The organism is Streptomyces sp. NPDC007856, assembly GCF_042868225.1.
Classification (GTDB): domain Bacteria; phylum Actinomycetota; class Actinomycetes; order Streptomycetales; family Streptomycetaceae; genus Streptomyces.
This window is the reverse complement of the sequence record NZ_JBIAEC010000004.1, coordinates 48,609-70,670: the sequence shown is the minus strand read 5'-3', so window position 1 is coordinate 70,670 and position 22,062 is coordinate 48,609. Positions and strand designations below refer to the sequence as shown.

At 71.4% G+C, this 22,062-nt stretch carries 20 protein-coding genes; 2 read left to right on the top strand and 18 right to left on the bottom strand.

Annotated features, from left to right (window positions below; all coding sequences use genetic code 11):
- Positions 1-76 precede the first annotated feature (76 nt).
- Entirely contained in the window at positions 77-1,864 is a 1,788-nt protein-coding gene (gcl, locus tag ACFYOH_RS11665; RefSeq protein ID WP_388624048.1) for a glyoxylate carboligase, read from the top strand.
- Positions 1,865-2,085: 221 nt separating this feature from the next.
- Here the strand turns inward: gcl and ACFYOH_RS11660 are convergent, their stop codons facing one another.
- On the bottom strand, positions 2,086-2,319 hold the full coding sequence (locus ACFYOH_RS11660) for a hypothetical protein (RefSeq protein WP_388624045.1): 234 nt from the start codon (positions 2,317-2,319) through the stop codon (positions 2,086-2,088).
- 218 nt (positions 2,320-2,537) lie between these two features.
- On the opposite strand from ACFYOH_RS11660, the gene ACFYOH_RS11655 reads away from it, so the two are divergent.
- Entirely contained in the window at positions 2,538-3,104 is a 567-nt protein-coding gene (locus ACFYOH_RS11655; RefSeq protein WP_388624042.1) for a heme-binding protein, read from the top strand.
- Between the two features lie 158 nt (positions 3,105-3,262).
- On the opposite strand, the gene ACFYOH_RS11650 is transcribed toward ACFYOH_RS11655, so the two are convergent.
- The 17 genes from ACFYOH_RS11650 to ACFYOH_RS11570 form a co-directional block, all read right to left on the bottom strand.
- Positions 3,263-4,726: a catalase gene (locus ACFYOH_RS11650; protein ID WP_388624040.1), complete on the bottom strand. Its 1,464-nt coding sequence runs from the start codon at positions 4,724-4,726 to the stop codon at positions 3,263-3,265.
- Positions 4,727-4,887: 161 nt separating this feature from the next.
- Positions 4,888-5,781: a 2-hydroxy-3-oxopropionate reductase gene (locus ACFYOH_RS11645; protein WP_388624038.1), complete on the bottom strand. Its 894-nt coding sequence runs from the start codon at positions 5,779-5,781 to the stop codon at positions 4,888-4,890.
- Between the two features lie 42 nt (positions 5,782-5,823).
- A complete protein-coding gene (locus ACFYOH_RS11640) occupies positions 5,824-6,663 on the bottom strand; it encodes a TIM barrel protein (RefSeq protein WP_388624036.1) in 840 nt (279 codons plus the stop codon).
- Between the two features lie 149 nt (positions 6,664-6,812).
- Positions 6,813-7,601 carry a hypothetical protein gene (locus ACFYOH_RS11635; protein ID WP_388624033.1) on the bottom strand — a complete coding sequence of 263 codons (789 nt, stop codon included), beginning with the start codon at positions 7,599-7,601 and terminating at the stop codon, positions 6,813-6,815.
- Between the two features lie 34 nt (positions 7,602-7,635).
- Positions 7,636-8,109, bottom strand: coding sequence for a hypothetical protein (locus ACFYOH_RS11630; protein ID WP_388624030.1), 474 nt, complete (start codon positions 8,107-8,109; stop codon positions 7,636-7,638).
- An 11-nt stretch (positions 8,110-8,120) separates the two neighbouring features.
- Positions 8,121-9,395 carry an MCE family protein gene (locus tag ACFYOH_RS11625; RefSeq protein WP_388624027.1) on the bottom strand — a complete coding sequence of 425 codons (1,275 nt, stop codon included), beginning with the start codon at positions 9,393-9,395 and terminating at the stop codon, positions 8,121-8,123.
- Positions 9,392-10,663, bottom strand: coding sequence for an MCE family protein (locus tag ACFYOH_RS11620; RefSeq protein ID WP_388624024.1), 1,272 nt, complete (start codon positions 10,661-10,663; stop codon positions 9,392-9,394). Before ACFYOH_RS11620 ends, ACFYOH_RS11625 begins: the two co-directional genes overlap by 4 nt.
- Entirely contained in the window at positions 10,660-11,778 is a 1,119-nt protein-coding gene (locus ACFYOH_RS11615) for an MCE family protein (RefSeq protein WP_388624021.1), read from the bottom strand. The genes ACFYOH_RS11620 and ACFYOH_RS11615 overlap by 4 nt, the downstream gene beginning before the upstream one ends.
- Positions 11,775-12,776, bottom strand: a complete 1,002-nt coding sequence (locus tag ACFYOH_RS11610; RefSeq protein WP_388624946.1) for an MCE family protein — start codon at positions 12,774-12,776, stop codon at positions 11,775-11,777. The genes ACFYOH_RS11615 and ACFYOH_RS11610 overlap by 4 nt, the downstream gene beginning before the upstream one ends.
- 242 nt (positions 12,777-13,018) lie before the next feature.
- Entirely contained in the window at positions 13,019-14,056 is a 1,038-nt protein-coding gene (locus ACFYOH_RS11605) for an MCE family protein (protein ID WP_388624018.1), read from the bottom strand.
- Positions 14,053-15,309: an MCE family protein gene (locus tag ACFYOH_RS11600; protein WP_388624016.1), complete on the bottom strand. Its 1,257-nt coding sequence runs from the start codon at positions 15,307-15,309 to the stop codon at positions 14,053-14,055. Before ACFYOH_RS11600 ends, ACFYOH_RS11605 begins: the two co-directional genes overlap by 4 nt.
- 4 nt (positions 15,310-15,313) lie before the next feature.
- Positions 15,314-16,129 (bottom strand): MlaE family ABC transporter permease, encoded by an 816-nt coding sequence (locus ACFYOH_RS11595; RefSeq protein ID WP_388624013.1) that lies wholly within the window; start codon positions 16,127-16,129, stop codon positions 15,314-15,316.
- Between the two features lie 3 nt (positions 16,130-16,132).
- A complete protein-coding gene (locus ACFYOH_RS11590) occupies positions 16,133-16,903 on the bottom strand; it encodes an ABC transporter permease (RefSeq protein WP_023545776.1) in 771 nt (256 codons plus the stop codon).
- Positions 16,900-17,829, bottom strand: coding sequence for an ABC transporter ATP-binding protein (locus ACFYOH_RS11585; protein ID WP_388624010.1), 930 nt, complete (start codon positions 17,827-17,829; stop codon positions 16,900-16,902). The genes ACFYOH_RS11590 and ACFYOH_RS11585 overlap by 4 nt, the downstream gene beginning before the upstream one ends.
- A gap of 384 nt (positions 17,830-18,213) precedes the next feature.
- Complete coding sequence (locus tag ACFYOH_RS11580; protein WP_388624007.1) at positions 18,214-19,272, bottom strand: sigma-70 family RNA polymerase sigma factor; 1,059 nt, start codon at positions 19,270-19,272, stop codon at positions 18,214-18,216.
- Positions 19,273-19,325: 53 nt separating this feature from the next.
- Complete coding sequence (locus tag ACFYOH_RS11575; RefSeq protein ID WP_388624943.1) at positions 19,326-20,348, bottom strand: lytic transglycosylase domain-containing protein; 1,023 nt, start codon at positions 20,346-20,348, stop codon at positions 19,326-19,328.
- Between the two features lie 205 nt (positions 20,349-20,553).
- Entirely contained in the window at positions 20,554-21,870 is a 1,317-nt protein-coding gene (locus ACFYOH_RS11570; protein WP_388624005.1) for a hypothetical protein, read from the bottom strand.
- Positions 21,871-22,062 lie beyond the last annotated feature (192 nt).

Genomic DNA, 22,062 nt, shown 5'->3' with positions numbered 1-22,062 from the left:
TCGACAATCTGGAGACTGTGCTCACCGCGGGGCGCGACGGGAGTACGCATCCGAGAAGCCGAAGCAGGAGTACTCGATGGCTCGTATGACCGCTGCCCGCGCGGCAGTTGAGATCCTCAAGCGCGAGGGCGTCACCGACGCCTTCGGTGTGCCGGGCGCGGCGATCAACCCCTTCTACAAAGCTCTCAAGGAGGGTGGCGGCATCAGCCACACCCTCGCCCGCCATGTCGAGGGCGCCTCGCACATGGCCGAGGGGTACACCCGCACCGAGCCGGGCAACATCGGCGTCTGCATCGGCACTTCCGGTCCCGCCGGCACCGACATGATCACCGGCCTGTACTCGGCCATCGGCGACTCCATCCCGATCCTGTGCATCACGGGCCAGGCGCCCACCCATGTGATCCACAAGGAGGACTTCCAGGCCGTCGACATCGCCTCGATCGCCAAGCCGGTGACGAAGATGGCGGTCACTGTCCTGGAGGCCGCGCAGGTCCCCGGCGTCTTCCAGCAGGCCTTCCACCTGATGCGCTCGGGTCGTCCCGGCCCGGTCCTGATCGACCTGCCGATCGACGTCCAGCTCACCGAGATCGAGTTCGACCCGGAGACGTACGAGCCGCTGCCCGTCTACAAGCCGGCCGCGACCCGCGCCCAGATCGAGAAGGCGATCTCCTTCCTGCTGAGCTCCGAGCGCCCGGTCATCGTGGCCGGCGGCGGCATCATCGGCGCCGACGCCGCCGACCTGCTCGTCGAGTTCGCCGAGCTGACCCGGACCCCGGTCATCCCCACCCTGATGGGCTGGGGCGCGCTGCCCGACGACCACGAGCTGAACGCCGGCATGGTCGGCGTCCAGACCTCGCACCGCTACGGCAACGCCAACTTCCTGGAGTCGGACTTCGTCCTCGGCATCGGCAACCGCTGGGCCAACCGCCACACCGGCTACAAGCTCGACGTCTACCGCGGCGAGCGCAAGTTCGTCCACGTCGACATCGATCCCACCCAGATCGGCAAGATCTTCCCGCCGGACTACGGTGTCGTCTCCGACGCGAAGGTGGCGCTGGAGCTGTTCGTCGAGGTGGCGAAGGAGCTGAAGGCCGAGGGCAGGCTCCCCGACCGCTCCGCCTGGGTCGCCGACACCCAGGAGCGCAAGGCCACGCTGCTGCGCCGTACGCACTTCGACAACGTGCCGATGAAACCGCAGCGCGTGTACGAGGAGATGAACAAGGCCTTCGGCCGGGACACCCGGTACGTCACCACCATCGGCCTCTCCCAGATCGCCGGCGCGCAGATGCTGCACGTCTACAAGCCGCGGCACTGGATCAACTGCGGCCAGGCCGGCCCGCTCGGCTGGACCATCCCGGCCGCGATCGGCGTCGCCAAGGCCGACCCGGACAGCCCGGTGGTGGCCCTCTCCGGCGACTACGACTTCCAGTTCCTGATCGAGGAGCTGGCGGTCGCCGCCCAGCACAGGATCCCGTACGTCCATGTGCTGGTGAACAACGCCTACCTGGGCCTGATCCGTCAGGCGCAGCTCGGCCTGGACATGGACTTCCAGGTCAACCTGGAGTTCGAGAACATCAACACGCCGGAGATCGGCGTCTACGGCGTCGACCATGTGAAGGTCGCCGAGGGCCTGGGCTGCAAGGCGATCCGGGTCACCGAGCCTGACCAGCTGGGCGCGGCCTTCGAGCAGGCGAAGAAGCTGGCCGCGGAGTACCGGGTGCCGGTCGTCGTCGAGGCGATCCTGGAGCGGATCACCAACATCTCGATGAGCCGCACCATGGACATCAGCGACATCTCCGAGTTCGAGGACCTGGCCACCGAGCCGGGCCACGCGCCGACGTCGATCAAGCCGCTGAAGGTCTGACCCCCCCGCCACGCACACCAAGGGCGGCCCGTCCAGCAGGACGGGCCGCCCTTACGCGTCCCCCGTGCCTCCCCCGTTGCGGGGCCCGCCGCCCCCGTGCCGGCGGGCCCCGTGCCCGTAACATGCCCGACCGCGGGGGCGGTTGAAGCCTGAGCCGCGGTGTTCAGAGGATGATTTGAGGATGGCGTAGTCCGGCTACGACCGCTGCCGTACACCAGCCGCTACAGCTCGTGCTCCGACAGTCCCGGCCAGTCGTCGGGCCCGCCGCCCTGCCACTCGATGAGATCGCTCTCCTCCACCTCGATCCGGTCCAGATCGGCCAGCCGCAGGATCTCCACGACATCGTCCAGATGCGAGGCGATCCCCAGGGTCACCTCCCCCTCGGTGACCCGCCGGGAGCCGTCCAGTGCCGGGGAGTGGACCACGATGTGCGGGTGGTGCGTCGGATTGCCCATGGGTTCAGCGTCCTGCGCCGGCCGGGTTCTCGCACGTCGGTCGCCGCCCGGCGGTTCGGGGCGCGGGGGCGGGTGCTTTGACGGCCCTGAGCCGCCGCCGCTGGTTTCGGGATCATGTCCGACACCCCACGCCTACCCGGTCCGACGGCGGCCGAGGCGGACCGGCTCGTGCAGGCCGCGCCGGCGGTCGGCGCGGAGCGGGGTTTCCTCCGCCGGCGGTGGCCGTGGTCGATCTGACCGGTGAAGTGGTGGTCCTGCGCCGAGCCGACGGCGGGATGCCGATGACCAGCCGCATCGCCGTGGTCAAGGCGCGCACCGTGCTGCTCGCCCTGCGGTCCTCCGGCCTGATCAAGCTGCCCGGAGGGATCGTCGACAGCCTTCAGCACCTCTACGGCGGCGACTTCGTGCCGTGGGCCGGCGGTGTGCTGGTCACCGACGACGATGTGATCCCCGGTGCCGCGGGTGCGTCCGGGGCCCATGCCGTCGAGGACGAGCAGGCCGTACAGACGGCGGTGCGGCGGTGGCAGGAGACCGCTCCGGCTGACGGCCGGGCGTGCGGAGAAGGCGCCCCGCAACGCCGAACGCTCCCTCTGCGCGGGCGGCGAGCCGGCGTGGGGAGCGTTCTCGATGATGACCGTCCGACGGCGCGAGGCTGGGCGCGACAGGTCGTTCGCGCCGCCGGACGGAGCGGGTGGCCCCCGTCGGAGGGGGCTGGGTGGGACCGTGGGGCGTGCGACGGAGCCGGGGACCCTTCCCTCTGGTCGAGAAGAGGACCCGGTCCTTGACCACCGCACTGGCTCGCATGCCGCCACGGCCCGCGCCCTGCCCGCGCCCACCGCCGCACCACCACCCCTCATCCGGGCCGTACGGCGGTGGGCGCGGGCCGCGTGCGGGGATCCTGACTTCCCGTCAGCTCCCGTACGCTGCTCGCTGGTTCCTGATCTCAGTCCTCGCGCAGGGCGCGGACCGCCTCCTCCACGCGCTTGCCGTACTCCGGGTCGGCGGCGTGGAAGTGGGCCAGGTTCTTCTCGATCACGTCGTCGCGGGAGACCTGTGACAGGCCGCCGGCGATGTTCGCGACGAGGCGGGACTTCTCCTCCGCCGACATCAGGCGGTACAGCTCGCCCGCCTGGTAGAAGTCGTCGTCCTTGGTGTGGAGCGGGGCGGAGTGGTTGCCCGTGTAGCCCGACACCGCCAGGGGTGCCGACAGCGGGCGGCCGGTCTCCACCGGGCCGTCGTAGGAGTTCGGCTCGTAGTTCTTGGCGCCGCGGCCCTGCGCGTTGAACGCCATGTAGCCGTCTCGGCCGTAGTTCCGGGCACCGCCCGGGACCGCCTTGGGGGAGTTGACCGGCAGCAGGGTGTGGTTGACCCCCAGGCGGTAGCGGTGCGCGTCCGCGTAGGCGAACAAGCGGCCCTGGAGCATCTTGTCGGGGGAGGGGCCGATGCCGGGCACGAAGTTGTTCGGGGAGAACGCGGCCTGCTCGACCTCGGCGAAGACGTTGTCCGGGTTGCGGTCCAGCACCAGGCGGCCCACCCGCTGCAGCGGGTAGTCCTGGTGCGGCCACACCTTGGTCAGGTCGAACGGGTTGAAGCGGTAGTCCGCCGCCTCGGCCGCCGGCATGAGCTGGACGTACAGGGTCCACGACGGGTGGACGCCGCGCTCGATCGCCTGCAGCAGGTCCGTCTGGTGGGAGTTCGGGTCCTTGCCCGCGAGCTCCGCGGCCTGCTCGCTGCTCAGCGAGCGGATGCCCTGGTTCGTCTTGAAGTGGTACTTGACGAAGAAGGCCTCGCCCTGGGCGTTCGTCCACTGGTAGGTGTGCGAGCCGTAGCCGTTCATGTGCCGGTACGAAGCCGGGATGCCGCGGTCGCCCATCAGCCAGGTCACCTGGTGTGTGGCCTCGGGGGCGTGCGCCCAGAAGTCCCAGACGTTGTCGGGCTCCTGACGGCCCGTGAAGGGGTCGCGCTTCTGCGAGTGGATGAAGTCGGGGAACTTGATCGGGTCCTTGATGAAGAACACCGGGGTGTTGTTGCCGACGAGGTCGTAGTTCCCCTCCCCGGTGTAGAACTTCACCGCGAAGCCGCGCGGGTCACGGACGGCGTCCGCGCCGCCGAGGGAGTCGGCCACCGTGGAGAAGCGCACGAACACCTCGGTGCGCTTGCCGAGCGTGCTCAGGAAGTCGGCGTGGGTGAAGCCGGTGACGTCGTCCGTCACCTCGAAGTGGCCGTACGCGCCGGAGCCGCGGGCGTGCACCACACGCTCCGGGATCCGCTCGCGGTTGAAGCGCGCGAGCTTCTCCAGGAGGTGCTGGTCCTGGATCAGGAGCGGGCCGCCGACGCCGGCGGAGGCGGAATTCTGGTTGTCGGCGACCGGGGCGCCGGACTCTGTCGTGAGCACGCGCTTCGACATCGGGGACCTTCCGTGCGGGTGTCAGCGGAAACCTGTTTCCGCTTCGTGGAGCCTAAAAGTTGGCGATCCGAGCGTCAACAGTTTGTTGAAGTCGATTCCGGGCCGCGGCGCCGCCTGGGCGCGACAGGACAGGTGTCAGCGGCGCCGCGGCCCGGAAGTCTCTACAGCCGAGCGCCGGAGAGGCGCTCGACCGCGCGCAGCAGGGCCGAGTGGTCCAGGCCGCCGTCGCCCTGGGCGCGCAGCGAGGCGACCAGCTGGGTGACCACGGCACCGACCGGCAGCGCGGCGCCGACGTTGCGGGCGGCGTCGGTGACGATGCCCATGTCCTTGTGGTGCAGGTCGATCCGGAAGCCCGGCTTGAAGTCGCGGTTCAGGAAGTTGTCCTTCTTCCGCGTCAGCACGGTGGAGCCCGCGAGGCCGCCGTTGAGGACGTCCAGCGCGGCCGCCAGGTCCACGCCCGACTTCTCCAGGAAGACGACGGCCTCGGCGCACGCCTGGATGTTCACGGCGACGATCAGCTGGTTGGCCGCCTTCACGGTCTGGCCCGAGCCGTGCGGGCCGCACAGCACGATGGTCCTGCCGAGTGCCTCGAAGATCGGCTTGGCCTGGTCGAAGTCGGCCTGCTCACCGCCGACCATGATCGACAGCACGGCCTCGACGGCGCCGGCCTCGCCGCCGGACACCGGGGCGTCCAGCACCCGGATGCCCTTGTCCCCGGCGGCCTTCGCGAGGTCCACGGAGGTCTGCGGGGTGATCGAGGACATGTCGATCAGCAGGGCGCCCTGCCGGGCGTTCTCCAGGATGCCGTCCGGGCCGTAGGAGATGGCCTCGACCTGCGGTGAGGCGGGGACCATGGTGATCACCACGTCGGCGTCGCGCACGGCCTCGGCGATCGAGGGGGCGGCGGTGCCGCCGGCGGCGGCCAGGCGGTCCAGCTTGTCCTGCTCCAGGGTGAAGCCGGTGACGTCGTAACCCGCCTTGATCAGGTTCTCGGACATGGGGGAGCCCATGATGCCGAGGCCGATCCACGCGATCTTGGGGAGATTGCTGCTCATGATGGGGGTGCCTCTCTCAACTGCCTTGTGAAGTCAGGGGGTTCAGCGCGCCGCGCGGGCTTCGCGCGGGAGCCAGCCGAAGGCCTCGGCGCTCGGGCGGTCGCCCGGCTTGTACTCCAGGCCGACCCAGCCGTCGTAACCGGCCTTCCTGAGCTGGTCGAGCAGCTCCTCCAGTGGGAGCGAACCCGTCCCGGGGGCGCCGCGGCCGGGGTTGTCGGCGATCTGGACGTGGCCGGTCTTCGCCGCGTGCTGCTCGATGACCGACGGCAGGTCCTCGCCGTTCATGGACAGGTGGTACAGGTCCATCAGGAACCTGGCGTTCCCGAGGCCCGTCGCCTCGTTGACCTTGTCCACGACCTCGATGGCGGCGGGCGCGCTCACCAGCGGATACAGCGGGGACTCCGGCCGGTTCAGCGTCTCGATCAGCAGGATGGCGCCGATCCGGTCGGCCGCCCGGGCCGCGAGGACGAGGTTCTCCAGGGCGAGCGCGTCCTGCTCCGCCGGGTCCACGCCCTCGACGCGGTTGCCGTACAGGGCGTTGAGCGCCGTGCAGCCGAGGGAGCCGGCGAAGTCGGCGGCCACGTCGATGTTGGCGCGGAACCTCTCCGACTCCTCGCCCGGGATCGACAGGGCGCCGCGGTCCGGGCCCGGCAGCTGTCCGGCGTAGAAGTTCAGCCCCGTGAGCCGGACGCCCGCGTCCTCGATCGCCTTCTTCAGGGCGTCGAGCTCGGACTGCTCGGGAGTGGGGGAGTCGACCCAGGGCCACCACAGCTCGACCGCCGTGAAGCCCGCCGCGGCGGCGGCCGCGGGGCGCTCCAGGAGCGGGAGTTCCGTGAAGAGGATCGACAGGTTGACGTTGAAGCGCTGGTCTGCGAATCCCACGGGGACGGCGCTCCTTTCGCTGTAATTCCGTATTGTGGAAGTTGCTTTCTGCTGTATGGAAAGATTGCCTGCGGGGGTGGAGGACTGTCAAGAGAGCCCACGAAAAAGTGCCCCCGCGCGATCGCGCAGGGGCACATGGGAAGGCCTGGTCAGAGGGCGTCGACGCCGCTCACCTTCCAGCCGTCGGAGGTGCGGGTGAGCGTCATCCGCACCCGGTTCAGGTCCAGCCGGGGCTCCGGGACCTGGGTGCTCTCGGTGACCTGGTTGACGAAGAGCAGGACGACGGCCCGGTCCGGTGTCGCCGACACGACGGAGGCCGCGGGGGCGCCGCCGTCGGCGGGCGTGGCCACGGTCGCCTTCACCACGCCGTGGTACTTCGTCGCGGTCGGCGCGACCACCGTCTTCGTGGTCCTTCCGTACTCGTCGCGGAAGTGCCCGGTCAGCAGGGCACGGGCCCGGGCGAAGTCGCGGTCCAGATGCCGGTAGTCGTACGACAGCACGGCCGGCGCCGCCTTCTGCGCGGCCGCGAGGGCCTCGCCACGGGCCTGCTCCGCCTGCCGCCCCTCCCGGTACCGCCAGCCGAGTACGGCGGCCACGACCAGGGCCGCCACGAGGACGACGCCCAGTACCGCGATGAGCACGTGCCGTCCGGCCCTGCGCGGGGACGCGCTCTCCTGCGACCCACTCTCCTGCGGCTCGTTCTCGGACGGCTCGGGTGCGTCGGACGACTCGGGTGCGTCGGACGGCTCGGGCTCCGGCGGGTCCTCCCAGCCGTCCGCCGGGGGATCGATGAGCAGCGTGCGCCTGGGGGAGACCTCCTCCTCCCGGCGGGGAGCGCGCTCCGGCCGCCCGGCGCGCTTGGCCGCCGCGCGGGCGGCCGCGGTCAGCGTACGGCGGGCCGGGGAGCCGCTGCCGCGGGTTCGGGTCGGGTTCGCCATGGTCTCTCTCCTCACTGATGGCCTCACCGGCGGGTCAGCCCACGAACGTGACGTCGGAGGTCAGCCAGCGGTCGCCGACCCGCACGAGGTCGAGCTGGAGCCGGTAGGTGCGCGCCTGGCCCTCGGGCGCGGCGGTGTTGGTCACCTTGCTGTCGGCCACGACCAGCACCCGCGCCGAGCGCGCGTCGGACCGCACGATGCCCGCATCCAGCACCTGTCCCTCGGACACCGACTTGTTCTGCGCGACCAGCTTCGTCAACTGGGCTGTCTGCGCCGCGAACTGCTTCTTGAAGTCGCCGGTGGCACTCTCCAGCACAGTGCGGCTGTCCTGGTCGTAGTGCCGGTAGTCGAGCGAGGTGAAGTTCAGCGCCGACTGGCGGGCCGCCGCCAGGACCTCCTGGCGGCGCTGCTCCGTCCCGCGCTGGTCGGCCAGCTTCAGGCCCAGCCAGACGCAGAGCACGGTCGTCAGCACGGTCGCGGCGACAAGGCCGGCCGACAGCAGCCGCATGCGCCCCCCTGTCATGCCATCGGTCCCACGAGCAGCCATTGCCACGACTCCTTTCCGAACACGCTCTGTTCGCCGCCCGCCGAGCCGATCTCGACGGGCGTTCCGTCCGGGCCGGTCAGGGTGCCGGTCTCCGGGTCGTACGGGGCCACGAACGCGGCCTGGTTCGCGCCGTCCGCGCCGGTCCTCGCGCCGGGGGTGTTCTGCGCACCGCGTACCGAGGTCTTGCTGCCGCGCGGCGCCGTGCAACGGGCGTCGGTGTTCGCCGGGCGCGGGCCGGTGTCGGCCGGGTCGCGGCGCTGGGTGCCGTACCCCTGGGTGCAGGCGGGCGGGTCGTCGGCGTTCACGGTCAGCCCGAAGTGGGTGGTGCCGTCGCCCGGGATCACCGTGTAGCTGCCCGCCACGGTGAGCGGGAGCGTGACCAGGGCCTGCTCGACGCCGGGCAGCCGGGCCACGGTGATCTGGCCGCCGCTGATGAGGTTGGCCAGCAGGACCGGCACGTGCGGCCGGGTGGACTTCAGCAGGGAGTCCAGCTCCTGCGTGGCGGGCACCGTGTTGCCGATCAGCCGGCGCAGATCGCCGTCGCTCGACTTCAGCTGCGCGGTGAGCGTAGCCAGATCACGGGAGAACGACTTGATGGCCGAGCCCTGGTCGGCCTGGGTCTTCAGCACCTTCCGCGAGTCCTCGATCAGCGAGACGGTCTGCGGGAGCGATGCGGACGCCGACTCCACCAGGAAGTTGCCGGAGTCGACCAGACGGCTCAGGTTCGGCCCGGTGCCGGCGAACGCCTTGCCCAACTCGTCGACGGTGACCCGCAGATCGTCCTTGCCGACCGAGTTGACCAGCCGGTCGAGGCTGAGGACCAGGTCGGTGACCGGCAGCGGGGTCCGGGTGCGGCTGCGTGGGATCGGGCTGCCGTCGATGAGGTACGGCCCGCCCGACCCGCGCGGCTGGAGGTCGACGTACTGCTCGCCCACCGCCGAACGGTCGGCGATCACCGCGAGTGTGTCGGCCGGGATCCTCGGGGCACCGTCCTCGATCTTCAGCGCCACCGAGACCCCGGACCCGTTCAGCCGCAGATCATCCACCCGGCCCACCGGCACCCCGCGGTAGGTGACCTCCGCGCCGGGGAACACACCCCCGGACTCGGCGAAGTCGGCGCGCACGGTGTATCCACGGTGCAGCACGTCGTCCACCAGGCCCGTGTACCGGGCGCCGACGTACGACACCCCGAGGGCGGTGACGGTCGCGAAGGCGAGCAACTGGGCCCTGACCGTACGTGTGATCACGGCAGTATCCCCTTCAGCATCAGCTCGGCCAGGCCGAGGTCGATCCCGGGTGGGAGGCGACGGGAGCCGTCCCCCGTGCCGTAGGCCGCGGTGCACACCGGCGGACACAGCAGGGTGCTTCCGTCGGAGGGCTTCGAGGGCACGGCGGGTGCGGAGGGCACCGGGAGGGGCGGGGTGGCCGGCAGGGACGGCAGGGGGACCGGCGTGGGGACCCCCGGAAGACGCGGGGTCCCGGGCGCCGGGGTGCTCCTGCCCTTGCCGGGCTTGCCGTTCAGGTTGCCGTAGATGCCCGCCAGGTCGAGGTCGGCGGTGATCCTCAGGTTGACGTAGTCGCCCTTGACCGCGTCCGTGGCGTTGCGCGGGAACGGATATGTGGTCAGCAGTTCGAGGGAGTTGGGCAGGTCGTCGCCCGCCTTGTTCAGCTCCTGCAGGACGGGTTGCAGACTTCTCAGGTCGGCGACGGTGTCGGCGTGGGAGGCGTTCACCACCTTGGTGCCGGTCGTGCCGAGCCGGGACAGGGCGCTGAGCATCTTCGTCAGGTCGCGGCGCTGGTCGGCGAGGGCCTTCAGGGCCGGCGGCATGGTGTCGACGGCGAGGGCGATCGTCTTCTTCTCCTTCTTCAGCCGCTCGGCGAGCCGGTCGACGCCCTTGAGCGCGCGCACGATCTCGCCCCGCTGGTCGTCGAGGCCGCCGAGGAAGGTGTCGAGCTGCTTCAGCAGCGACCTGACCCGGTCCTCACGGCCGTTCAGGGCCTTGTTCAGCTCCACGGTGATCGTCTTCAGCTGGGCCACCCCGCCGCCGTTGAGCAGCGCGGACAGGGCGGACAGCACCTCCTCGACCTCCGCGTTGCGGCCGCTGCGGGAGAGCGGGATGCGGTCGCCGTCGCGGAGCCGCCCGACGGGTGGCGTGCCGGCCGGTGCGGACAGGGCCACGTACTTCTCGCCGAGCATGCTGGTCTGCCGCAGGTCGGCGACCGCGTTGCCGGGCAGCTTCACCGAGTCGGCGATCCGCAGCCGCACCCGCGCGTGCCAGCCGTCCAGCTGCACCTTCTCGACCGTGCCCACGGTGACGTTGTTCACCTTCACCGCCGACTGCGGCACCAGGTCCAGGACGTCCCGGAAGTCGACGGTGACGTGGTAGGCCCGGCCGTCCGAGGCGGCGCCGCCGGGGAGCGGGACGTCGTACCAGCCGTTGAACTCGCAGCCGGTCAGCAGCAGTGAGCCGACCGCCGTCCAGGCGGCCACCCGCCCCAAGCGCCGCGCGCTCATGCCCGGGCCCCCAGGATTCCGCCGAGGGTCTTGTCGACCGTGCCCGTCCCCGCAGGGGCCGACGGCACCTCGGGCAGGGAGTGGAAGAGCTTCTTCAGGTCGGTGCAGTCGGGGTTCTTGCCGCCCTCGTCCCCGGTCGTCCTCAGGATCGAGCAGAGCAGGGACGCGGGGTCCTGCGGGGCTTGCGCGTTGTTGCGGGTGTCGAGGGTGCCGGCTGCGGGGTTGTAGGCGTTCTGCAGGTTCGACAGGCCGGTGGGCGCGACGGTCAACAGCTCCTCCAGTGCGGCCCGTTGGGTGACGAGCACCTTGGTGACCCTGGCCAGGCGCCGTACGTCCGAGGTCAGCGCCTTCTTGTTGCCCTTCACGAAGCCGGAGACGTCGCCGAGGGCCGCGGCCAGGTACTTCAGCGCGGCCGCGAGATCCTTGCGCTCCCCGGCCAGCTGCCCGGCCACGTCGGCGAGGTCGGTGTCGAAGGACCGCACGCTGGTGTCGTCCGCCGCCAGTGCGGCCGTGAACACCTGCAGGTTCCGCACGGTCCCGAACAGGTCGCCGCGCCCGTCGGACAGCGTGGTGACCGCCTCGGAGAGGTCCCCGACCGTCTGGTTCAGGTTCTCGCCCTGCCCCCGGAGGTTGTCGGCGCTCACCCCCAGCAGCCGGGACAGCGAGCCCTTCTTGTTGGCGCCGACCGGCCCGAGTGCCTCCGCCGTGGTGTGCAGGCTGTCGAAGATCCGGTCCAGCTCGACGGGGACGGCCGTACGGGACTCGGGGATGACGTCGCCGTCCCGCATGACCGGGCCCGTCCGGTACACCGGCAGCAGCTGCACGTAACGGTCGCTGACCACCGAGGAGTTGACGATGGCGGCCTGGGCGTTCGCGGGGACCCTGCGGCCCCGGTCGTACTCCAGCTCCACCCGCACCCGGCCGCCCTCCGGCGTGATCTTCCTGACCTCGCCGATGCGGACACCGAGCACCCGGACGTCGGAGCCGGGGTAGATGCCGACGGTGCGCGGGAAGTACGCCGTGACCCGGACGGGGTCGGGGCCGGGCCACAGGAGCACGGCGAGGCCCGCGACGACCGCGAGCGCGGTGAACAGGGCCAGGAGTCTGCGGGTCATCGGGTGCCTCCCGTCCGGGGCGTGACCGGGGCGGCGACCAGGTTCTGGACGTAGGAGTCGAACCAGCGGCCGTTGCCGAGGGTGTTGGTGAACAGCCGCACGTACGGCGCGAGGAGCTGGACGCTGCGGTCGAGGCTCGCCTGGTTGCGTTCGAGCATCTTCACGAAGGTGTCGAGGTTCTTCAGTGCGGGCCCGATGTCCTTGCTGTTGTCGTCGACCAGGCCCGACAGCTCGATGCCCAGCAGGGCGGAGCTCTTGAGCAGGTCGTGGATCGCCGTACGGCGCCGGCCGATCTCCTTGAAGAGCGCGTCGCCGTCCTTCACCAGCGCCGAGAAGTCCTTGGTGTGGCCGGCCAGCACCTTGGTGACCCCGTTCGCGTGGTCGAGGAGCCCGCGCAGCGCCTTGTCACGGGAGGCCACGGTCCGGGAGATCCGCGACAGTCCCTTGATGGACGCCCGCACCTCCGCGGGCGAGTCCTGGAAGGTGACGGAGATCGTGTCCAGCGCCTTCGCGAGCCGGTCCGTGTCGACCTCCTCGGTGGTGGTCGTGAGGTCGCTGAAGGCCTGGACGACGTCGTACGCCGACACCGTCCGGCCGATCGGGATCTCACTGCCCGGCTTCAACTGCCCGGGTCCCCTGGGGGAGAGGGCCAGATACTTCGCTCCGAGGATCGTCTTGACCCGGATCGACGCGCCCGTGTCGGTGCCGAACGCCGGGTGACCCTTCACCTTGAAGGTGACCTTGACGTGGTCGCCGTCCAGGCCGACGTCCTCGACCTTGCCGACCTTGACCCCGGCGATCCGCACCTCGTCGCCCGGCTTGAGCCCGCCGGCCTCCGAGAAGGCGGCGCTGTAGGTGTCGCCGCCGCCGATCAGAGGCAGGCTGTCGGCGTTGAAGGCGGCGACCGTGAGCAGCGCGAGGACGGTGAGACCGACGGCGCCGACGACGACCGGGTTACGCTCCCGGAACGGCTTCAGCCGAGGGCGCCCCAGCCGGATCCTGGGCAGCTTCGGTGGCAGGACGCGCACCTTCACCAGGGGCTGGGGACCGGTCTTGCGCTTCGGCAGCCGCGGCAGGAGCCTCGGCAACCGGGGCGGCAGGACGCGCACTTTCACCAAGGGCTCGGGGCGCGCCTCGCGCCTCGGCAGCCGGGGCAGGAGCCTCGGCAGTCTCGGTGGCAGGACCCGTACCTTCACCAGCGGTTCGGGGCGGCGGACCCTGCGCCGCGGGACGCGCATGCTCATCCGCCGCACCTCGCCCGTGCCACGTGCAGGTCCGGGGTGATCACCTGCTTCGTCTTCGGCAGCACGATCCGGCCGTCGAAGTCGCAGAGGTAGAAGTTGAACCACGAGCCGTAGGACGCCGTCCCGGTCAGCTTGTTGAGCTTGTTCGGCAGCCGTTTCAGGACACCCTCCACGGTGGTCTCGTTCTTGTTCAGCGTTCCGGTGAGATCGCCGAGCCCGGCGATGTCGTCCTTCAGCGGCGGACGTGCGTCCTTCAGCAGCCCCGCCGTGGCGTCCGTGAGATCGCCGATGCTCACCAGGGACTCCCCGATGGGCTTGCGGTCGGCGGACAACCCCGAGACCACCCGGCGCAACTGCGTGAGCAGATCGGAGAAGCGGGAGCCGCGCTTGTCGAGCGTCTTCAGGACGGTGTTGAGGTTGTCGATCACCGAGCCGATCAGCTGGTCGCGGTCGGCGAGGGTCGTGGTGAGCGAGGCCGTGTGCGCGAGCAGGCTGTTCACCGTGCCGCCCTCGCCCTGGAGGGTCTGGACGATCTCGGTGGCGAGCTGGTTGACGTCGCTCGGGCTGAGCGCCGCGAACAGCGGCTTGAAGCCGTTCAGCAGGGCGTTGAGGTCCAGCGCCGGCTGGGTCCGGGACAGCGGGATGGTGCCGCCGGGCCGCAGCCGCCCGCTGCCGCCGGTGCCCTCGGTCAGCGCGATGTACCGCTGCCCGACCAGGTTGCGGTAGCGGACCACCGCGTGGGTGCCGGCGAACAGCGGCCGGTCGGCGGTGACGGTGAACGTGACCTCGGCCAGGGTCCGGTCCTTGATCCGGATGCCCTCGACCTGGCCGACCCGCACTCCGGCCACCCGGATGTCGTCGCCCGTCTCCAGCCCGGTGACGTCGGAGAACACCGCGTGGTAGGTGTCCTTCGGGGTGAAGGAGATGTTGACGATGGTGGCGGCGAGCAGCGCCGTCGCCGCGATGGTGACCAGCGCGAACAGGCTGAACTTGATCAGTGGACCGGCGGTCTGCCGGGCTCCTGCCCTGCTCATGCGACGCTCACCGCCGTTCCGCGTGCGAGCGGCCCGAACAGCAGGGTCGCGACGGGCGGCACCTGGTCCGCGGGGACGCCCATGACGGGGGCCACGAGCGAGCCGACGGCCCGCTGCTCGGCCGCGGTGGCGGACACGTCGACACCTCCGGGGAGTGGTCCGCCCGAACTCCGGGCGGACGTACCGTCGTTCAGATGAGGCTTGGGCCCGGGCACCGGCGGATCCGGCAGCCCACGGCAGTTCGGGCCGGACCGCTCGCCGTACACCGGCTCCTCACCGGGCCGGTACGCGCCCTGCGGCCGGACGACCTCCAGGGTGATCCGCATCTCCCCGCCCCGGAACGCGTCCTCCGACGCCTGCTCCTGCCGGACCAGGCCCTTCAGCAGGCACGGGTACTCGGGGGAGTAGCGGGCGAACAGTTGCAGCGTGGGGCGGGAGACCCGGCCCAGGGCGATCAGCCGGTCGCCGTTCTGGGACAGGAAGTCGTCCGCCGTGCCCGCCACCGCAGCGGTCGAGCGGAGGCCCGCGGCCAGCTGGTCCTTCTTCTCGACGATCGTCCGGCTGGTGGTGACCGTGTTGCGCAGGATCCGCATCAGGTCGGGTGCGGCATCGCCGTAGACCTCGGCGACGTCGGCGAAGCGCGAGATGTCCTCCTTGAGCGACGGCAGGTGCGGGTTGAGGCGGCGCAGATAGCCCTCGACCCGGGTGAGGTTGTCGCCGATCCGGTCGCCGCGGCCTTCCAGCGCGGTGGCGAACGCCGAGAGCGTGGCATTGAGTTCACCGGGCCGGACGGTCCGCAGCAGCGGCAGCAGGTCGTTCATCAGCTGCTGCACCTCGATGCCGACCTTCGTGCGGTCCTGGGTGATGACGTCCCCGGCGCGGATGGACCGGGCCGGCGACTGCGCCGAACGGCCGGGCGCCACGAGGTCGACGTACTTCTCGCCGAACAGGGTCTTCGGCAGCAGCCGCGCATGCACGTCCGCGGGGATGTACGGGACGTACTGCGGCTTGAGCGCGATGTCGAGGGTCGCCTTCGTGCCGTCGGCGTGCACCTCGCGCACCTCGCCGACCAGCACCCCGCGCAGCTTGACGTCGGCGCGCGGATCGAGCTGGTTGCCGAGAGTGTCCGCCTCCAGGGTGATCGGTACGACGGGCGTGAACGCCTGCTGGTAGACGGCCACCGCGAGCGAGAGCAGCGACGCGAGGACGGCGATGAACGCGATGCCGTACAGCCTGAGCCTCAGATGTCTCACCGGTTCACCCCGCGATCCGTACGGTCGTGCTGGCCCCCCAGATCGCGAGGCTCAGGAAGAAGTCCAGGACGTTGATGGCGACGATGGACGTCCGCACCGCCCGGCCCACCGCGACCCCGACGCCCGCCGGACCGCCGCTCGCGTGGTAGCCGTAGTAGCAGTGCACCAGGATGATCAGCACCGCGAAGACGATCACCTTGCCGAAGGACCAGAGCACGTCCACCGGCGGCAGGTACTGCTGGAAGTAGTGGTCGTAGGTACCCGTCGACTGCCCGTAGTAGCCGGTGGTGATGGTTCGCGCGGCGAAGTAGGACGACAGCAGCCCGATCACGTACAGCGGGATCACCGCGACGAAGCCGGCGATCATCCGGGTCGTCACCAGGAACGGCAGCGACGGCACGCCCATCACCTCCAGCGCGTCGGTCTCCTCGCTGATCCGCATCGCGCCGAGCTGTGCGGTGAACCCGGCGCCGACCGTCGCGGACAGGGCGAGTCCGGCCACCAGCGGGGCGATCTCCCGGGTGTTGAAGTACGCCGACAGGAACGCCACGAAGTTGGAGGTGCCGAGCTGGTTCAGGGCCGCGTAGCCCTGGAGGCCGACCTCGGTGCCGGTGAAGAAGGACAGGAAGGCGATCACGCCGACCGTGCCGCCGACGACGGCGAGTGCACCGCGTCCGAAGCTGACCTCGGCGAGCAGCCGCAGGATCTCCTTCTTGTAGCGGCGCAGGGTGCGGCCGGTCCACGCGAGCGAGCGGCCGTAGAAGGAGAGTTGGGTGCCCAGCTCTTCGAGTGAGCGCAAGGGGCGGTCGAGAAGTCTCATTGGCTAACCCCTCTGCGGGACGACCTGGAAGTACACGGCGGTCATCACGAAGTTGGTCACGAACAGCAACATGAAGGTGATGACCACGGACTGGTTGACGGCGTCGCCGACGCCCTTCGGCCCGCCCTTCGCCGTCAGCCCCTTGTACGAGGCGACGATCGCCGCGATGGCCCCGAACACCAGCGCCTTGATCTCGGCCGCCCACAGGTCGGACAGCTGGGCGAGGGTGGTGAAGGACGCCAGGTAGGCGCCGGGGGTGCCGTGCTGGAGGATGACGTTGAAGAAATAGCCGCCCGCGACGCCGACCACCGAGACGAGGCCGTTGAGGAGCACGGCCACGACCATGGACGCCAGCACACGCGGAACGACGAGCCGGTGGATCGGGTCGATGCCGAGCACCTGCATCGCGTCGATCTCGTCCCGGATCTTCCGCGCCCCGAGATCCGCGCAGATCGCCGTACCGCCCGCGCCCGCGATCAGCAGCGCGGTGACGATCGGCGAGGCCTCGCGCAGCACGGCGAGCACGGACGCGGCGCCCGAGAACGACTGGGCGCCGAGCTGCCGGGTCAGGCTGCCGATCTGCAGCGCGATGACCGCCCCGAACGGGATCGAGACCAGCGCCGTCGGCAGGATCGTCACGCTCGCCACGAACCACGCCTGCTGGATGAACTCCCGTGCCTGGAAGGGCCGTCGGGGCAGCGTGCGGACGACGTCCAGCGCCATCGCGAACAGGTTGCCGGAGTGCCTGAGGGCACCGGTCGGGGAGAGGCTCATCCGCCCGTCACCCCCGTCCCGTGCAGCTCGGCCTCCCGGCGCGCGATCGCCTCCCAGCGGGGCGGGCGGGCGATGCCGGGGCTCGGCAGCAGGCGAGGGGTCAGGCCCTCGGCCGACCCGGGCTCGTCCATCTGGGCCAGTTCCTGCTCGACCTGGGCCGCGTCCTTCTCCTCCGCCATGCCGATCGGCCCCTGCATCCGGCCGTTCAGGAACTGCCGTACGACCGGCTCGTCGCTGGTCAGCAGTTGCTCGCGGGGCCCGAACATGACCAGTTCACGCCGGAAGAGCAGCCCGATGTTGTCGGGGACCTGCCGGGCGGAGGCGATGTCGTGGGTGACGATCAGGAAGGTCGCGTCCGTCTGTGCGTTGAGGTCGACGATGAGCTGGTTGAGATAGGCCACACGCACCGGGTCCAGACCCGAGTCCGGCTCGTCGAACAGGATGATCTCCGGGTCGAGGACCAGGGCGCGGGCGAGCCCGGCCCGCTTGCGCATACCGCCGGAGATCTCGCCGGGCAGCTTCTTCTCGGCGCCGATCAGCCCGACCATCTCCATCTTCCCGAGCACGATCCGCCTGATCTCGCTCTCGGACTTGCGGGTGTGCTCGCGCAGCGGAAAGGCGATGTTGTCGTACAGGTCCATGGAGCCGAACAGCGCGCCGTCCTGGAACAGCACGCCGAACAACTTCCGCACCTCGTACAGGTCGCGTTCGCGCAGCCGGGTGACGTCCCGGCCCGCGACCCGCACCGAGCCGTGCTCAGGCTTCAGCAGTCCGACGAGCGTCTTGAGGAACACCGACTTGCCCGTCCCGGACGGCCCGAGCATCACCGAGACCTCCCCGGCGGGCAGCGTCAGCGAGACGTCCTCCCAGATGACCTGGTGACCGAAGGACTTGCTCAGCCCTTCCACACAGATCTCGACACCCATCCGGTTCCACCCTTCGCCCGGGAAGCAGCTGCGACACCTGCTCTACGGGGAGGGGCGGGGCGTCCGTCGCGGCGACCCCGAATTTTTTCCGGGGTGTGTACGGGGCGCTACGGCAGCTGCGGCGAGGGCGTGCCTGAGGGTGTCGGGGCGGAGGCGGGGAGTGGAGCGGTTGGCGGGGCCGGGGGTGGGGAGGCGACGGCGTGGCGGCGGCGGGCTTCGTCGTTTTTCTGGGGCGTGTCTGGGTGCTAGGGCAGGTGTGGCGAGGGCGTGCCTGAGGGTGTCGGGGCGGAGGCGGGGAGTGGAGCGGTTGGCGGGGCCGGGGGTGGGGAGGCGACGGCGCGGTGGGTGCGGGCTTCGCCGTCTTTCCGGGGGCGTGTACGGGCGCTAGGGCAGGTGTGGCGAGGGCGTGCCTGAGGGTGTCGGGGCGGAGGCGGGGAGTGGAGCGGTTGGCGGGGCCGGGGGTGGGGGAGGTGGCGGCGCTGCGGCGGCGGGGGACTTCGTCGGCAGGTCCGGCAGAGTGGGCAGGCCCGGCGCCTGCGGCACCCCGGGCACCCGCGGGATGTGCGGTGCCGGCAGGTCCGGGAGCGAGGACGAGGACACGTCCGGCAGGGACGGTACGGACACCGGCAGCGGCAGGGCCGTGCCCGCGGTGGGCGAGGGCGTCCGGCCGGCCGCCCTCGCCGCCCCGGCCGGCGTCGTGCGCGGCTGCGGGGCGCGTTCCCGGCCCGTGGCCCCGGTCCGCAGGACGTGGGCGTCGCCGGACACGGCCGGCCGGGGCGCGGGACCGCCGCCGTTTCCGCCCGCGTGGAGCGCGTATGGCAGCACGAGTCCCGCCACCACCAGGGTCGCCGCCGTCGAGGTGGCCGCGACCGCCTGTGCCTTGCCGCTCCCGCGCAGCCGCCCGCGCCCGAACAGGAACAGGACGAGCCCGAGCGTGCCGGCCAGCGAGGCGCGCAGGGTCCGCCGGGCCCGGGCGAGCAGCGACTCGACGGTGCGGTAGCTGAGCCCCATCCGCATCGCGACCTGGCTCACGTCCAGGTCCTCGGACTTCAGCCGCAGCGCCTCCGCCTGCCGCGCGGGCAGCTCCCCGCTGCGCACGGCGAGCCACTTCGCCTCGGCCCGGTCGCACACCACCTCCTCGACCGGCACCGGGCCCGGCGCGACGAGCGTGGGGCGACTGCCCACCTCGGCCTCGCGGTTGACCTGCCGGTACCGGTCGACGCACAACCGCATGGTCACCGTCGTCAGCCAGGCGCCGAGCCGCTCGTCGTCGAGGTCCGGGCGCTCCGCGGCCCGCAGCATCGCCTCGTGCACGGCGTCCTCGGCGTCCTCCAGGCTCATCGAGCGGCGCCGGGCCACCTTGAGCAACTGCTCGCGATGGCTCCACATGCGCTGCCAGCGCTCGTCGGCCGCAGCTGTGTCCGCAGGCATGTCCGTCGCCATGAGGGCCCCTTCGCGCTCACCCGCCGGTTCGGTGCTCCCGGCGGGTGGCGACATTACCGCCGGGTATCCGCGGTTGTGGAGGGGGAGGCGCCCATCGTGTTCGAGCTGTTGCCCGTGGTCAGTGGGGCTGTGTCGGACAGCACACCGCCGCCGGGCAGAGTGAGAGTCGGTTCGGGGACGGGAACCGGCGGCGTCCCGGACTCCGTTGGGGCAGCGACCGTACGGGACGGGGCGGGGGAGGGCGAGGCGGGCGGTGCCGACGGCGTGCGCGACGGACCCGGGCGGCCCGGCCTCCGGTCGTCCGACGGCCTCGGCGAGGGTTCCGGAGCCTTCGGGCGGGACGGCTCCGGCCGGGCCCCGGACGCGGCGGGCGCGTCCGGCACCACCCGGTGTCCCGTCAGGTAGTACGCGTACCAGGCCCGGACCGTGCGCAGATAGGCGTCCGAGTGGTTGTAGCCGAGGATCGCCCGGTCCAGGTCGGCGGGGTTCGACAGGTCCCGGCCGCCCGCGCACAGGTAGCGGCCGGCGGCGAGCGCCGCGTCGTACACGTTGTTCGGGTCCGCGCGCCCGTCGCCGTTGCCGTCCGCGCCCCAGCGGGCCCAGGTCGACGGGATGAACTGCATCGGGCCGACCGCACGGTCGTACACCGCGTCCCCGTCGTACGCGCCGCCGTCGGTGTCCGGTACGACGGCGAAGGCGCCGCCGGTCAGCCGGGGACCGAGGACGGGCGTCACGGTCGTACCGTCCGGGGTCACCCGGCCGCCCCGCGCCTGCCCGGACTCCACCTGACCGATCGCGGCCAGAAGTTGCCAGCGCAGCCGGCAGCCGGGCGCGGTGCGCGCCAGCTCCTCCTCGGCCCGCCGGTACGCGTCGAACACGGTCGCGGGGAGGGCGCCGCCCGGCACGGCCTGTGCCGAGGCCCGCTCACGGGTGCGCAGTGGGGGCAGATCGGTGCGGTAGGGCGTGTCACCGGACACGCTGGGCCCCTGCTCGGCGGCGGGTGCCGCCGACCGCGCGGACTCCGCGACCCGCGCCGACACCGCCCCCGGCGCCTGCGACGCGGTCAGCGCGGCCATCGCCACCGCCGCGATCGCCGTACCCCTGGCACCCCTCAACACTCCCTTGAGCTCGCGCGCTGTCACTGCTCAGTCCCCTCCCCGAAACGGATCCGTCGTCCGCTCTACGCGGGCGGACGGCCGGTCCGTCGCACGGAGTGGGGGGAGAGGGAGGAGCGGGGAGACGGCTGGCGTCCGACCGCCGCGCCGCCGCCGTCACCCTCTCTCACCATGTCCAGCCGTGGCCGCCGCTGTTGTGGGAAAGGGCCAGGACGGCGGTGGCCATGGTGAGGTACTCAGTCGCGCGGCCCTGGCTGAACAGGGCCGCCAGGGCCCAGGCGAGAGCCGTGTACCACGGCATCGACCACGGTGCGGCGAGGACCCAGGCGAAGGCCAGCGCGAACGGCAGGGCGGCGACAGCGGGAGCGTCCGGGGCGGCGTGGCGGCGGAGTGCCCATGCCACCGCGAGCATCACCACCGGCCACAGCACGCTGACGATCGACGCAGTCGCGCGTGGGCCCAGGACCGCGGTGCCGAACTGGTCGAATACCGCCCACAAGGACGGTGTGGAGACCAGTCGGGAGGCCGCTGAGAGCGGGGTCAGCGCGTGCGCGCCGTAGACCGCGTAGAGCGCGGCCAGGGTCAGTGCGGCCGCGCACGCCTGCCGGGCGGCCGGTCGCCAGGTGCCTGAACGCAGCAGCGGCCAGACCAGCCCGGCACCCAGCAGACAGGCACTGATCTTCGCGCCGCAGGCAAGGCCGACCAGCATGCCCACGAACAGGTCGTGGTGCCACCGGGTCGTCCTGCGGGCGAGGTGGATCGCGCAGACGGCCAGGCCCGCGACGAGGGTGTCGAGGTGCCCGCCCGCGACCAGCACGGTGATCAGCAGCGGGTTGACGCTCCACAGCAGGCCCGCGCGGACCGGATCGTCGGCGGTACGCAGCAACAGGTACCCGGTGGCCACGAAGACGGCGGCGTTCGCGAGCATCAGCGCCCATATCGTCAGCCACGGCCGCTCCTGGCCGATGAATGCCGCGGCGCCCTGCCACCACGTCGCCACCGGCCCGTACACGGAAGGTGTGTCCCGCCACGCCTTGCTCACCAGGTGGGCGTACGCGCCCCCCAGCCGGGCCGGAGTCGTCACGTACGGGTCACCGCCGAGCGCGGCGATACGGCCGTACGCGGCATAGCTGGCCATGTCGGAGGAGCCGACCGGGGTGAGGTTGGCGACGGCGAGCGCGGTCAGCGCGCCGAGCCGGAACAGGAGCCGGGCATCAGGTCTCCAGCCCTGCTCATGGGCCTTGAGCATGCCCAGCGAACCGCAGCAGGACAGGACGATCGCCGCGATCGTGGCCGTCTGGGAGACGGTGTCGGACATGGCGGGCAGCCGGAGCCACGGGATCGGTGCCCTGAGCGTGTTGTGGTTGGGCGCGCTCGCGCCGACCAGCGCGAAGAGTGCGATACCGGCCCCGGCCATCCACACCGCCGGGCGCGGTGTCGGCCGGTCGACGACCATCAACTTCGGTGAGGGAATTCTCCGCATCGGGCCCGTGAGACGCAGAGCCCAGTGAATATGGTTGGTCGTCAAACTCATTCTCCGAGGCGTTGCTTCAGCTCCCGGCGTGGACTGCCGTGACCGCCTTGCTCGCGACCTTGCGGCCCTTGCACTGTCGGGCATCACGGTCGCCGCCACATCGCCGCTCCTCCAGCCGGCACTCCCTGGTCGAGCATGGGA